The sequence below is a fragment of the Fictibacillus enclensis genome (assembly GCF_030123385.1).
GTDB lineage: Bacteria > Bacillota > Bacilli > Bacillales > Fictibacillaceae > Fictibacillus_C > Fictibacillus_C enclensis.
Genome location: NZ_CP126109.1, coordinates 1,731,833 through 1,744,187, shown reverse-complemented (window position 1 = coordinate 1,744,187; position 12,355 = coordinate 1,731,833). Strand labels below are relative to the sequence as shown.

14 protein-coding genes are annotated in these 12,355 nt (G+C 42.8%); 6 read left to right on the top strand and 8 right to left on the bottom strand.

Features of this window, described 5'->3' with window-relative positions; genetic code table 11:
- Positions 1 to 34: 34 nt before the first annotated feature.
- Positions 35 to 1,288 (bottom strand): ATP-binding protein, encoded by a 1,254-nt coding sequence (locus QNH15_RS09375; protein ID WP_283894268.1) that lies wholly within the window; start codon positions 1,286 to 1,288, stop codon positions 35 to 37.
- 38 nt (positions 1,289 to 1,326) lie between these two features.
- Positions 1,327 to 1,539: a hypothetical protein gene (locus QNH15_RS09370; protein WP_283894266.1), complete on the bottom strand. Its 213-nt coding sequence runs from the start codon at positions 1,537 to 1,539 to the stop codon at positions 1,327 to 1,329.
- Between the two features lie 412 nt (positions 1,540 to 1,951).
- Here QNH15_RS09370 and QNH15_RS09365 point away from each other — a divergent pair, with 412 nt between their 5' ends.
- Both QNH15_RS09365 and QNH15_RS09360 read left to right on the top strand, forming a co-directional pair.
- Positions 1,952 to 2,521 carry a hypothetical protein gene (locus tag QNH15_RS09365; protein WP_283894264.1) on the top strand — a complete coding sequence of 190 codons (570 nt, stop codon included), beginning with the start codon at positions 1,952 to 1,954 and terminating at the stop codon, positions 2,519 to 2,521.
- A 221-nt stretch (positions 2,522 to 2,742) separates the two neighbouring features.
- On the top strand, positions 2,743 to 3,111 hold the full coding sequence (locus QNH15_RS09360; RefSeq protein ID WP_283894262.1) for a hypothetical protein: 369 nt from the start codon (positions 2,743 to 2,745) through the stop codon (positions 3,109 to 3,111).
- A 172-nt stretch (positions 3,112 to 3,283) separates the two neighbouring features.
- Here the strand turns inward: QNH15_RS09360 and QNH15_RS09355 are convergent, their stop codons facing one another.
- Complete coding sequence (locus QNH15_RS09355; protein WP_430667136.1) at positions 3,284 to 4,522, bottom strand: MDR family MFS transporter; 1,239 nt, start codon at positions 4,520 to 4,522, stop codon at positions 3,284 to 3,286.
- A 484-nt stretch (positions 4,523 to 5,006) separates the two neighbouring features.
- On the bottom strand, positions 5,007 to 5,630 hold the full coding sequence (locus tag QNH15_RS09350; RefSeq protein ID WP_283894261.1) for a DsbA family oxidoreductase: 624 nt from the start codon (positions 5,628 to 5,630) through the stop codon (positions 5,007 to 5,009).
- A 208-nt stretch (positions 5,631 to 5,838) separates the two neighbouring features.
- Between QNH15_RS09350 and QNH15_RS09345 the strand changes: the two genes are divergently transcribed.
- Positions 5,839 to 6,471 carry a deoxynucleoside kinase gene (locus tag QNH15_RS09345; RefSeq protein WP_283895515.1) on the top strand — a complete coding sequence of 211 codons (633 nt, stop codon included), beginning with the start codon at positions 5,839 to 5,841 and terminating at the stop codon, positions 6,469 to 6,471.
- A gap of 72 nt (positions 6,472 to 6,543) precedes the next feature.
- On the top strand, positions 6,544 to 6,771 hold the full coding sequence (locus tag QNH15_RS09340; RefSeq protein ID WP_283894260.1) for a hypothetical protein: 228 nt from the start codon (positions 6,544 to 6,546) through the stop codon (positions 6,769 to 6,771).
- Positions 6,772 to 6,825: 54 nt separating this feature from the next.
- On the opposite strand, the gene QNH15_RS09335 is transcribed toward QNH15_RS09340, so the two are convergent.
- The 4 genes from QNH15_RS09335 to QNH15_RS09320 all read right to left on the bottom strand — a co-directional run bounded on the left by QNH15_RS09335 (position 6,826) and on the right by QNH15_RS09320 (position 10,107).
- Positions 6,826 to 7,140 carry a hydrolase gene (locus QNH15_RS09335; RefSeq protein WP_283894258.1) on the bottom strand — a complete coding sequence of 105 codons (315 nt, stop codon included), beginning with the start codon at positions 7,138 to 7,140 and terminating at the stop codon, positions 6,826 to 6,828.
- Between the two features lie 99 nt (positions 7,141 to 7,239).
- Positions 7,240 to 8,082, bottom strand: a complete 843-nt coding sequence (locus QNH15_RS09330; protein WP_061968796.1) for a TIGR03943 family putative permease subunit — start codon at positions 8,080 to 8,082, stop codon at positions 7,240 to 7,242.
- Positions 8,083 to 8,096: 14 nt separating this feature from the next.
- Positions 8,097 to 8,984 carry a permease gene (locus tag QNH15_RS09325; RefSeq protein WP_283894256.1) on the bottom strand — a complete coding sequence of 296 codons (888 nt, stop codon included), beginning with the start codon at positions 8,982 to 8,984 and terminating at the stop codon, positions 8,097 to 8,099.
- A 205-nt stretch (positions 8,985 to 9,189) separates the two neighbouring features.
- Positions 9,190 to 10,107: an ABC transporter substrate-binding protein gene (locus tag QNH15_RS09320; RefSeq protein ID WP_283895513.1), complete on the bottom strand. Its 918-nt coding sequence runs from the start codon at positions 10,105 to 10,107 to the stop codon at positions 9,190 to 9,192.
- Between the two features lie 197 nt (positions 10,108 to 10,304).
- On the opposite strand from QNH15_RS09320, the gene QNH15_RS09315 reads away from it, so the two are divergent.
- Both QNH15_RS09315 and QNH15_RS09310 read left to right on the top strand, forming a co-directional pair.
- A complete protein-coding gene (locus QNH15_RS09315; RefSeq protein ID WP_283894255.1) occupies positions 10,305 to 11,312 on the top strand; it encodes a FecCD family ABC transporter permease in 1,008 nt (335 codons plus the stop codon).
- Positions 11,309 to 12,355, top strand: a complete 1,047-nt coding sequence (locus tag QNH15_RS09310) for a FecCD family ABC transporter permease (RefSeq protein WP_283894254.1) — start codon at positions 11,309 to 11,311, stop codon at positions 12,353 to 12,355. Before QNH15_RS09315 ends, QNH15_RS09310 begins: the two co-directional genes overlap by 4 nt.

Here is a 12,355-nt window from a genome sequence, read left to right as displayed (position 1 = left end):
CGTAACGCCGGTCCTTTTTTATTTATGTATAGAATTATTCGGGGAAAATAATTTTAAAATGAGTACCTTTGCCCACTTCGCTGGTCGCTTCAATCCGTCCGTTCATTTCTGCTGCCATACGATAGCTGGCCATTAATCCTAAACCAGTACCTGTTGATTTTGTCGAAAAGAACGGGTTTCCCAGCATCCGCAGCTGTTCTCTGCCCATGCCGATCCCTGTGTCCGATATATGTATAATAATCTCCCGGTTCCCCTTTTCTGCTGACAAGGTAACCACCCCGCCTTCAGGTGTAGCTTCGATGGCATTTTTTATGATATTCATCAAGATCTGTTTTAATTTCCCCTTATCTCCGATAACATGAACCTCTTCTTGTCCATTTTGCACCAGCTCCACACCTTTTAATAACGCAAAAGGATACATCACTCCCTTTAAAGAGGACAGTAATTCGGTTATATTCAACCGCTCAATCTTTGACGTATTCGTTTTAACCAGTGATAAATAATCGGAAATAATCGTTTGTGCCCTGTCGATTTCCTCAATCATCATTGTTAAAAATATCTTTTTGTCTTCGGGTATGTATTTTTCTTTTTGAAAAATTTGCATGAAGCCCCTTGCCACCGCCAGCGGATTTCTAACTTCATGTGTTACTGAAGCGGCAAGCTGCCCGACGGAATGAAGCATTTCTGACTGCTGCAACTGAAGGTTCAATGTGTGTCTGATTCGTTCAATCAGGGAGACAACAGCAATAACCGCACCTGCCTGCAACACCGGGTAAAAGGTATAAACGGCTGTTTTCACTGCATCCCATTCCACTCCTCCGGCGAAATAAAGATAAATATAAAGAAAAATCAGGTTTGAAAGCGTAAGTCCGAATAAGATGAATGATACTCTTACAAGTTTTTTCCGGATCGGAAGCCTATGATACGTTTTATACTGAGCGAAAAACACCCATCCGGTCATCAACGCAAAAAAGACGGCAGTCACCAAGCCGTCCCCGCCAAGATAGATCCGGTAAATGATGAGCAATCCTGCCGTCAGGCACCCCGGTACAATTCCACCATATAAAAAACTAATGGTCAGCGGGACATAGCGCAAATCGAAAAATATACCTTTTGCAAAGGGAATAGGGAAACTCATGCATACAAGAAGGACACCTGCATTGATGATATTAAACATAAATAAAGATTTTGGCCGTTTGACATTGGAGTTTTTTGCAAACAATACAAACTGCAAAGCAATAAGCGGAACGAGGATGACCAATAAATTTATGATCAAATGTTCTATCATCTATATATTCCTCCCTCCAGTCCTATTTAGTTATTTCTTCAGGTTTCTCCATTTCCCTTCTCTTTTTTGACAAACTTTGCATATTCATCGGAATCCTTCCTTACTTCATTGTAGCAAAGAAACATAAGCAGAAGACCGCTCACTACAGAAATAAAGTAAAAGCCAAAACTGGCTCCAGGAATGAAATAGAAGCCAAGAAAACAAATAATGGCCATCAACGCCAACAAGTGGAATAACCAGGACTTCAGCATAAAGCCTCTCCCCCACATGATTTTTTAACAGTTTATTCTTCCGCTCTATTCCTGTGTTTGTCTTTTATTTATCAGATTGTCTTTGATTAAAATGCATGATTTTTTTTAATATCTCATTCTTATCCTGTTCACTGAACAAGCCCAGATGATGAAGAAAAATGGTATAGGTCTCCACTCTTTTCAACGGGTTAAATTGGCTCCAATTCATTATCTTTGCCCTTTCTTTCCTCAGGGAAACTTTTTTTATTATAATAAACATCATATGCAGAGGGAAGAAACGTGGACACACTATTTCTCTATTAAAATATTTTATTTGTCGAATATCGAAGTTTGAAATGTCGAAAATTGTGGAATCGGTTACTAGTATCCTAAAAAAACAGCATCGAGAATACAATTAAAGGAGCTTTTGCCTGTGAGACCTTATCAATTCTTTGAACTGGAAGGGTACAACAGGAAGCCGTTTCATTCCAAAACAATCGGGCTGTATTCCTGTCAAAGTAATACGTTTGAACCAACGAGGTGGCTGACACTCTTTCAAAGTCGCTTAACGTCTGTTCAGTCATTGATGAACCAATTGTGTTTGGAAATTGAACAGCTGTACAGTGAAACCAGTTGTACCATCATGCTGTTCAACCCGCAGAAGCAATGTTTTTATGTAGGAGCTTCACCTTCCCAATCGGACCGGTACATTCAATCCTTAAATGGAATAACACTCACAGTCAATCAACACGAAAAAAAAAGACTCCCCCCTCCCATCCATACCATCTTGTCGATCAGCAAAGAATTCTGCGATCACTTATTTCTCTCCGAGCTTGCCAGTCATTGTGTCATCCCTTTTTATCATTACGAAACCCAACAACTAATTGGACTATTTGTTGTAAATCTGCCTTATGAAACCCATTTATCCAATCAGCTGCTTTCTGGTCTTTGTCATCAGACGGCAATTATGAGCCTGGAAATGATACAGGCCGCTGGCCAGTAATGAATGAGCAATTATTCCTTTTTATAACAACAAAAAAGCCGTTTCCACGGCTTTTTTTCAGGTACAGACAAAGGATGAAATTCGGTTTGTATCCATGCCAAAGTAATTCCATCTAAAGCCGTTCCACCGGAAGCCTGCGATCGAGCGAAAACCAGCAAATGTCAGCCATGCCCAAAATCCCTGACCATTGTTTAGCCAGATGTATACATACCGGAACAAACATGGCCGTATGGCACCAGGATCTACAGCAAATGTCCCCGCTTGCCCGGACAGTGATGCCGGTGATGCTTGCGGTACAAAAGTCGGCGGTGGTCCCGGTGGGTAGCTTCCTCCCTGGCCAGGTGGCGGTCCAGGCGGGAAGCCACCCTGACCCTGCTGCTGACCAGGAGGTGGTCCTGGTGGAAAACCTCCCGGAAATTGCCGGCTTCCCTGGCTCCCTGGAAATTGAAACTGTCTATTATTCAAAGTCTCATCTCCCTTTTGTGTACTACCTTACATCCTATGTCCTCCTGTCCAATGTGTATAGGCAACGGGCTACGTTTGGAAGAAAGTTGGCCGGAGGTTTCGGAGGTTTGTTCACTCTTCAATAAGGGGTAAAGAAGTAAACAAAAGGAGGGATCGCATGTCTCGTATAAAAAGCGGAATAAAAGGTGCAGTTGTTGCCTTTTTAATCAGAGAAGGAAAAAGAAAAGTCCTTCCTTACGTCATAAAAAAAATTAAAAACCGACACAGGTGAAGTGACCCAAAGAGGGTCACTTCTTTTTATGTAGTCCCAAACGTAGAATGGTTGTCGCTGCCCACAGCTTTGTTTTTCACTTTCTGCCCAATCTGAAAAAGGGGCAGTGCCAGAAGGGAAAGAAGGCTCAGGCATCCAAACACATAGAATCCATGCGTAAAACCAAACGACTTAAGCAGCAATCCCCCAATCCAGGGCCCCGCACTGAAACCGATGGAGCGAAACGACATGGCCCCAAAATAGGACCCGCGCATATGATCGGGAGCCAAATCATCCAGAAGGACATCGCTGACCACAAATACGATAATCTCCCCAAGCGTTAAGACTACCATTGAAACAACAAGGAATATCCAATTCGATGAAAGGCCAAACCCTACAAGGGCCAGACTGAAGGCGCCACTTCCAATACGCAGGGCAAACATTGGGTCAAATCTCTTTACATAATTCGTAACGGGATACTGAAGCACTAATACGGTAACGGCATTGGTTACAATAAGGTAGGAAAACAGGGTTACTCCATGGTGGAATAACGGTGAACTTCCCATATATTGTGCAAGCGTGGAATCCATTTGTGCCTGTGCCATGAGCACCACAATATTCCCGAGCAAGAAATACAGCAGCACTTTGTCGCGGCTGATCACATGAGCCGCCATTTTTAAGGTTAGCTTCTTTTCCTGCTGTGGCTGAAGACTGTTTTTATATTTTTTCATTAGAAACATTACCACAAGGGCATATAGAAAATAGACAGCTGCGGTAATAAAAAAAGTCGTCATGGAACTTGAGCTGCCAAGATAGGTTCCCGTAACAGGCCCTAGAGCCGCTCCTGCATTAATCGCAAAGTAACGGGCATTGAACACACTCAACCGGTTTTCCTTTGTGGTCACATCCGCCAGCAATGCCCGGGAAATCGGCTCAAACCATGACCGGCACAACCCGTTTAATGAATTCAAAACGAAAAAACTCCAGACCGTATCGGCCACTGCGAAACCGGCGAAGACCGCACTCCATGTAAAGATGGCGATAATCATGACCGGAAAGCGTCCAATCCGGTCGGACAAATAGCCACCGATAAAACCGCCAAACGTCCCGGTCAACGCGCTGATTCCAATAATCAGGCCGATAGTCTCCGGCTCCATTCCTTTCTCCTTGTGAAGGAAAATAGCCAAAAAAGGCATCGTCATAAAAAAAGCTGCTCTTGAAAAAAAGGTTCCCATTATTATCGTTGTTACTACAGGATGCCAATGGCGAAAAAATTTATTCTTCATTTTCCATACCCCATGTCCCTATTTGTTAACTGCTCTCTCTTTTTAATTTATCATGACTTCCATTCCTTACCTATCTTTTTATTTTCTATTATAAAAAGTGAAACCTTTTTTACGTATCCCCCGTCTAATAGAGTGTAACCCCCTTTTTCAAATAGAACATAAAAAAAGCCCCTGACCAGGGTTTTTTTTATGATTTCTCAAAAAAACATTAGGCTTTTTTTATGTTTGTGAAAAAAAGCACAGGGTTTTTTTTATGATTTGCTCAAAAAAAAAACATTAGGCTTTTTGTTTGTGAAAAAAGCACAGGTTTTTTTATGTTCTTCAAAAATACCAAAAAGGGCTTTGATGCTTATCAAAAAAATCACATATTCAACTCTCTCTATTTCAGGTTTGATATATTGTACTCATCCCTATCAACCCCCTTTTTCATCGTAGAATGAAAAAAAGAGCTTTGCAGGCCATACCTGCAAAGCTCTTTTTACGTTTAGTAGCACTCATCGCCTTCACAAAATTGCATCTTTTCGTCTCTGATTCCGCACCGAATGGCTTTTTCGATCGCTTTCTGAGGATAAAGCCCTTTTAACTTTCGGTCACCAATGACCATAGTTGGAGCGGCTGTAATGTTTTCAGTTTTAATTTCTTCCCGTATTTGGTTCAATTTTCGATCATACTCTTCAGAGTCCAAAACTGCACGAAATGAATCTTGATCAAGTCCTGATTGTTCTGCAATCTCTGTCAGGATGTGTTTAGAGCCGATATCCCGTCCCTCTTCAAAGAGAGCAGAAAAAACACGTTTTACATAATCTTGGGCTCTGCCTTGTTCTTTTGCATAAATGTACCCTTGAAGGGCTAAATGTGTATACGGTAAGAACGCTTCTTCAGGATGCTTGATTGTGATCCCCAATTCTTTCGCATAGGGGAGAACGGAAGACTTCCAGCTTTCTTTCACATCTTTCCATTCTTTTGTTGGCGAAGGAAATGGGTGCAGTTCCAATGGAACCCACTCTAATTCAACATCCTTGCCTTCCGCGGCCCTCTGAATCACAGATTCCGCAAGATAGCAGTAAGGGCATGTAAAATCAGAGTACACTTTAAGTTTCACAGTCATATGACACACCTTCCTCGCGATAATCGGAAAGGGGTTACCCTGTCCTTATTCATATAATAGCAGAGCTCTCCACAGAAATGTACTATTCAGCTTAAGGCAAAAGTGATATATTTAGAAGGTCTTTGCCCATATAGCACTATATATAGATAAAGATAATTACATACATATATACACAGTATCAAACAGGGGGAAAATTTTAGTGATTTTAATGGCAGGAATGATAGGAACAGGCAAAACTACCTTTGCCGAGCTGATCAGCTCAAGGCTGGGAAGTGAGATATATTATGAAAGTGTGGGAGACAACCCCATTTTGCCTGATTATTATGTGAATCCAAAGCGGTGGGCATTCCCTCTGCAGATCTATTTTTTAAATACCCGTTTTAAAACGATTCGGCAGGCATCAAAAGCACAGGACAATGTGCTTGACCGCAGTCTGTATGAAGACCTGATATTTGCCGAATTGAATCATGAAGCCGGAAATATGAGCAAGCTGGAATTCGAAACGTATAAAGACTTGCTTGAAACGCTTATGCGGGAATGTGCTCCATCACCTGACACGCGCCCTGATCTTTTGATCTATCTGGACAGTGACCTTCCGACCGCTTTATCCCGCATCAAAAACCGCGGACGTGATTATGAACAGGTTGAAAACCACCCTGAGCTTTTCGACTATTATAAGACGTTGCACAGAAAGTATCAGGAATGGATCAAACACTATACAAAAACGCCGGTTTTGATCATAGACAGCACGAAATACGACTTGCATGATCCACAGGATGCCGAGAAGGTCCTCAGTCAGGTTAAGGAAAAACTGCTCTCTCTTGAACCGGTAGCCGTTTAATCGGAAGAATGAATAATCAGCTCCTTCTTAAAAAAGACTAGTACTAACAATAAAACGAGGAGCTGACTATTTGTGCTAATGTGGATCCTAATGGCAGCAGGCTTTATCATTTGTGCTGGCGGACTGGTATGGTCAATGAAGGCAATGCAGTCGAGGCGAACTAAAAACGCTTCAGACGGAAATGTGAATGCAGCAATAGCCAAGCATACAGTTGTCTTAAACCCGATTCACCTGACCTACATCGTCTTTGCGATTGCTGTTATCATCATCATTTTTGCAGTTTATTTCATCTATACTTAAACCAAAAGCTGCTCTGTAGAACCATACCGCAGAGCAGCTTTTTTTTGCTTCATTTTAGTCAAGAATCCCCATGGATTCTATGTGTTCGCGTGTTAGGTGCTGACCATGATCATGGATAAATTGGTAAATGTCTTTTAACGCCTGGTCATAACGGTGATTGTCAGGATCGTTATGATAAGGGACATAAGGAACGTGAGATCGCCAAAACGTATCCCTGGCAGCTTCATCACATGCCCTGAATAGCTTAGTAAGACGGTTAACCTCTTCACTCGTTGCTTCGATTTCAAACTCAAAAGTGGAAACCGTTTTGTCTGAATGAACTTCTCCTGTTTCCACGTTCACATAATACGGCTGCTTTTCCAGAATCATCACTCCCGCTTTTTTCTTATATCATGTTTCACTTCCTGTAAAAACATGCATTGCCATCAGTCCCTGCAAAACAAAAAAGCAGATCCTGTTGGATCTGCTTTAATTATTCCCCCGGTATACATATTGCTCTTTTGGAGCGGATGTTTGTTTCCAGGATTGGACCTTAACATACGGAATATTCGTTTTAAACGGCTGATAATAGATCTCTGATATCTTGCCTTTTACCGTAATCCAGTCATCATCTTTAAGCTTCACGCCATCCGGCATTTCCACCATCATTCCATATACGCCCGAATCAGCGACACAATGGATAATGCCAAACCGAAAGATAAAGAGCTGGTTCTTTTTCGTATCCGGATCATTGTACACAAAACCCTTAAACGAGATGGTTTTATCTTGAAAATCCCCCGTATAATTATAGATCGTTTCCATTCCTTTAAGAAAGTTCGTATCATTCAAAGCAAGGGTATCATATTTCGTATATTTCTTTTTTTCCTTCCTCATCAGCTTGTCATAAGCATCCTGGCCATAATATACACTGGTGTCCGGACGCAGAAACTGATTCTGTGCATAAGGATCCCCTTTGGACTCCTGATTGACAGGGAAGTGAAACCCCTTTGCTTTTACAATATTTGAATCCATGGTGGCAACCGGGAGAAAGATACCGGTAATGACCGGAAAAGCAAAAACGGTATATACAAACAATTTTTTATACCAAGTATCCTCAACGGAATGATCATGGTCGCAATGATCGCAGCTATGGCCGCCTTCATCTTCCTTCACGGCATTCCGAAATTGCACGATGGTCAAAAGAGCCAGTGCGAACATAACGCTGAATGACAGGTACGAATATTTCATATTAATATACTTACTTATATTTCCGGTCGCATGAAGCTGCATAATCAAAAAAGTGAATCCCATTAACAGGCATCCCCGCATCATAATGCTACACCTCCCTAGAACAGCATCGAATATAAAAACACTACAACAGACAATGAAACAACTGTAATGAGCACCAGCTTTGTTTTAAATGCCGAGAGCATCATCAATAAATTTTTCATATCAAGCATCGGACCGAATACTAGAAAAGCAACGATCGACCCTGTGGAAAAGGTACTTCTGAAGGAAGACGCGATGAACGCATCAGCCTCAGAACACAGAGATAAAACAAACGCAAGTCCCATCATGACAAGTGACGAGGAAGCCTGTCCCTGACCGATGGCAAGAAGAGTTGAGGTTTTCACATACGTTTGCACCGCTGCAGCAATCAGTGAACCGATCACCAGGTATTTTCCCATGGAAAAGAATTCTTCAACCGCATGATTTAGCGTTTCACCAAGTTTTTGTTTAACGGAAAGCTTTTCATGCGTGTGATGATGATGTTCTGGTGTAATTTTCAGGCCATCTCCCTTATAAAAGAAAGCGAGAATCAAACCAACAACAACAGAAACAACAACAGCTCCTCCGGCCCGATATAAAGGCATGGACCAGTTGCTTCCAAAAGCGACGTAGGTCGAAAAGAGAACAACTGGATTGATGATCGGACCCGTCAGCATAAAAGCAACCCCGGCGTAGATAGGCACCCCTTTTTGAACAAGGCGCCTTACAATCGGCACAATTCCGCATTCACATGCAGGGAAAAGGGCGCCAAGAAATGAGGCGAACAATACGGCAAGAACCGGGTTTTTCGGCATAATTCTAGCCACCAGTTCCTCTGATACAAAGATTTGGATGATACCTGCAATAAAAACCCCGAGTACTACAAAGGGCAGTGCTTCTATTAATATGGATATAAAAATGGTATTCATCTGCAAAAAAGATTGCGGCAATGATAAAAAGAGCATAGTTTGCCTCCTGGATGATAAACTACTGCAGTTACTATACGGCAATATGGACAAGTCGTCCATATGTTTCATGCCGGAAATTGACGCGTTCCATTATATCAATCCTCCTGATTGAAGAAGAACATCGTGTGAATTATTACACAGAACGCTATCAGAACATTAAAAAAAGCCCGTGATACGGCATCACGAGCTTCATTTGTTCTTCTTATTTCACCAAATATTTTTCAATGTCATCAAGCATCAGGTTGGCTGCCTTCACGCCTCCTGCTGTATTCCAGATGGCATCAGAAACCTTGTGGACGTTGCCCTGTTTCACTGCCTTTAGGTTTTTCCAGAGCGGATCATTGGTCCATTCTTTTTCCTGTTTGGTCGCTCCTCCGTCCCCTGCTTCATATGTAAAGTAAAACAGTTCATCTCCATCCATTTGCGGAATTTGTTCTTTCGTTACTTCTGCTGCAAAATCATCCTTGCTTTCCACCTTCGGGCGTTTAAAGCCAAGCTGGTCAAGGATCACACCGGAAAACGAGTTGGATAAGTAGATGCGGGAAACCCCTGGCATGAAACGGACAACAGATATCTCCTTGTTCAGGTTATCTCCCGCTTTTTCACTGATCTCTTTTACGCGCTGATCGTAATTACCGATTACCTTGTTTCCTTCTTTTTCTTTATTTAATGCTTTGGAATACAATTTGAAATTCTTTTTCCAGTTGCCGCGCAAATCTTCTGCAAAAACAGTAGGTGCAATTTTATTTAATTGATCGTAAATTTTTTCTTGTCTCATTTTATTTCCAATAATAAGATCCGGTTTAAGGGAAGCGATCTTTTCCAGATTAACCTGGCTTTCGTCACCAACCACCTCTACACCTTTCATATCATCTTTTATGTGATCATACCATGGATCGCCGAGCCAGGATTTAACGGCTCCAACAGGTTTTACCCCCATTGCCAGCGCCGCTTCTGTTCCTTCATTCGTCAAAACAACAACGCGTTTTGCGCTCTTTACCTCGGTTGTCCCCATCGCATGCTTAACACTGTATCCTTTAGAATCTTCTCCGGATGATTCCTTTCCATCATTCCCTCCGCAAGCTGCCAAAAGCATCAGCGAAAGAATGGCTATAATCATTCCCCATTTTGAATATGTAGATTTTGCGGTATTCAAATTTCTTCTCCCCCAATTGATAATGAATTTCATTTACAGACAAATCATACCTGAAAGTAAAAATAAAAGTCAACAGTAATTGATAATGATTTTCAAATTCATTGACATGCTGCTTTATCTTTTTTAAACTATAATTGTAAATTTCTAATAATGAGGTCCTTATGAACGGAGTAATTCAATCATCAAAAGCGAAGATTGCCATTCTCGCTTTGGCAGTTCTTTTGTTGGCTGTCTGTATGGCACTTAGTGTTGTATTTGGATACACCGACACAAGCTGGAAAACAGCTGTTGCAGCATTCACTGATTTTAATGGATCCAATCAGCATCTTATTATACGAAATGCCCGTCTTCCCCGCGCTTTGATCGGTGCGGCAGTTGGAATTTCACTGGCATTGGCCGGTGTGCTGCTGCAGGCGGTGACACGGAATCCAATTGCATCCACTGATATTTTCGGATTGAACGCGGGAGCTGGTTTTTTTATTGTAATGGCTGTCTCATTCTTTCAAATCAGTTCTCTTCAGCAATTCACCTGGATTGCGTTTCTTGGTGCTTCTGTCTCGGCTTTGGCCGTATACATATTGGGTTCTGCCGGGCGCAGCGGTTTAACGCCAATAAAAATGACACTGGCTGGTGCAGTTATTGCTGCAATGTTTGCCTCTCTTACACAAGGAATGCTTGTGGCCAATCAAAAAGCGCTGGAAGAAGTACTATTCTGGCTGGCAGGATCGATACAGGGCAGAAAACTGGAATTTCTATATCCGGTGCTTCCTTATCTTCTTATTGCCTGGATCGGTTCCTTGCTGATGTTCCGCCAGCTTAATACCTTTTTACTTGGTGAAGATGTTGCCAAAAGCCTCGGCCAGCGGACACTGCTCTTTAAGGTCCTGGCCGGTGTCTTGATTGTGCTACTTGCCGGTGGATCCGTCGCAGTGGCGGGCCCAATCAGTTTTATCGGTATTGTTGTTCCTCATTTCGCCCGTTATCTTGTCGGAAATGACCATCGCTGGGTTATTCCCTTTTCCGCTGTATTTGGCGGGATACTGCTGATCACTGCCGACATTGGCGCCCGATACATCGTACTTCCGGAAGAAGTTCCGGTTGGTGTGATGACCGCCTTGATCGGTACGCCGTTTTTTATTCATATCTCCCGAAAAGGATCGTTTAAATGAGCAAGTATATTACAGCAAGGTCCAAAAGATTTTCGTTTCTAATAGAAAAAAAAACCCTGTTCACTTCACTGATTCTCATTTTTATAACAATGGCCATCATGTCGGTAAGCATCGGGGTTGGGGAGCTGTATATATCTCCTCTGGACGTCATAAAGTCATTAACTGGGACTGGTGCTGGCATTAACAATGTTGTTATACATGAATTCAGGCTTCCCAGAATACTGATTGCCGTGATTGCAGGGGCTTCCCTCTCCCTGGCAGGTGCCATTTTGCAGGGGATCATCCGAAACCCACTCGCTTCGCCAGATATGCTTGGCATTACATCCGGCGCTGGCTTTGCCGCCGTTACCTTTATAACGGTCTTCAGCAGCCAAAGCAACAATTTGACAGTGAGCATCGGTTATTTGCCTGTTGCTGCTGTAACCGGGGCATTTCTTATGGGAGCCTTGATTTACCTGCTTGCCTGGAAACGCGGAATTTCACCGGTAAGGCTGATCTTAATTGGTGTGGGCCTGATGACCGCAGCCCAGGCCCTGACAACACTCATGATCGTACTCGGACCCATTTATGCTGCTCCGCAGGCAACGATCTGGCTGACTGGTACGGTTTATGCGACAAACTGGAAAGATGTATACAGTCTATTGCCGTGGTTTCTTATCCTGACACCTCTTTTGCTTGCATTCGCAAGAAAACTGAACGTTCAGGAGCTCGGTGATGACGTGTCCGCAAGTCTTGGGCATTCCGTGAACAAGAACCGTTTTTTATTACTGCTGATTAGTACGGCCCTGGCTGGCTCGGCCGTCGCTTTTACAGGAGCCATCGGATTTGTTGGCCTGGTCGGGCCGCATATTGCCAGAAGGCTGGTTGGCTCTTCCTTCGGCGCACTGCTTCCTGTATCCGGCTTTCTTGGGGCCATTATCGTATTGCTCGCTGATTTGGCCGGTAGAACACTTTTCTCGCCGCTGGAAGTTCCAGCAGGAGTTTTCACCGCTGCCATCGGTGCTCCCTATTTTATTTACCTGCTATTTAAAAATCATGGTTAA

What these genes read in the sequence shown, in the direction of transcription:
- QNH15_RS09375 (WP_283894268.1), bottom strand. Translation starts at nt 1,288, where the DNA reads ATGATAGAACATTTGATCATAAATTTATTGGTCATCCTCGTTCCGCTT.
- QNH15_RS09370 (WP_283894266.1), bottom strand. Translation starts at nt 1,539, where the DNA reads ATGCTGAAGTCCTGGTTATTCCACTTGTTGGCGTTGATGGCCATTATT.
- QNH15_RS09360 (WP_283894262.1), top strand. Translation starts at nt 2,743, where the DNA reads ATGGCCGTATGGCACCAGGATCTACAGCAAATGTCCCCGCTTGCCCGG.
- QNH15_RS09355 (WP_430667136.1), bottom strand. Translation starts at nt 4,522, where the DNA reads ATGAAGAATAAATTTTTTCGCCATTGGCATCCTGTAGTAACAACGATA.
- QNH15_RS09350 (WP_283894261.1), bottom strand. Translation starts at nt 5,630, where the DNA reads ATGACTGTGAAACTTAAAGTGTACTCTGATTTTACATGCCCTTACTGC.
- QNH15_RS09345 (WP_283895515.1), top strand. Translation starts at nt 5,839, where the DNA reads ATGGCAGGAATGATAGGAACAGGCAAAACTACCTTTGCCGAGCTGATC.
- QNH15_RS09335 (WP_283894258.1), bottom strand. Translation starts at nt 7,140, where the DNA reads ATGATTCTGGAAAAGCAGCCGTATTATGTGAACGTGGAAACAGGAGAA.
- QNH15_RS09330 (WP_061968796.1), bottom strand. Translation starts at nt 8,082, where the DNA reads ATGATGCGGGGATGCCTGTTAATGGGATTCACTTTTTTGATTATGCAG.
- QNH15_RS09325 (WP_283894256.1), bottom strand. Translation starts at nt 8,984, where the DNA reads ATGCTCTTTTTATCATTGCCGCAATCTTTTTTGCAGATGAATACCATT.
- QNH15_RS09320 (WP_283895513.1), bottom strand. Translation starts at nt 10,107, where the DNA reads ATGATTATAGCCATTCTTTCGCTGATGCTTTTGGCAGCTTGCGGAGGG.
- QNH15_RS09315 (WP_283894255.1), top strand. Translation starts at nt 10,305, where the DNA reads ATGAACGGAGTAATTCAATCATCAAAAGCGAAGATTGCCATTCTCGCT.
- QNH15_RS09310 (WP_283894254.1), top strand. Translation starts at nt 11,309, where the DNA reads ATGAGCAAGTATATTACAGCAAGGTCCAAAAGATTTTCGTTTCTAATA.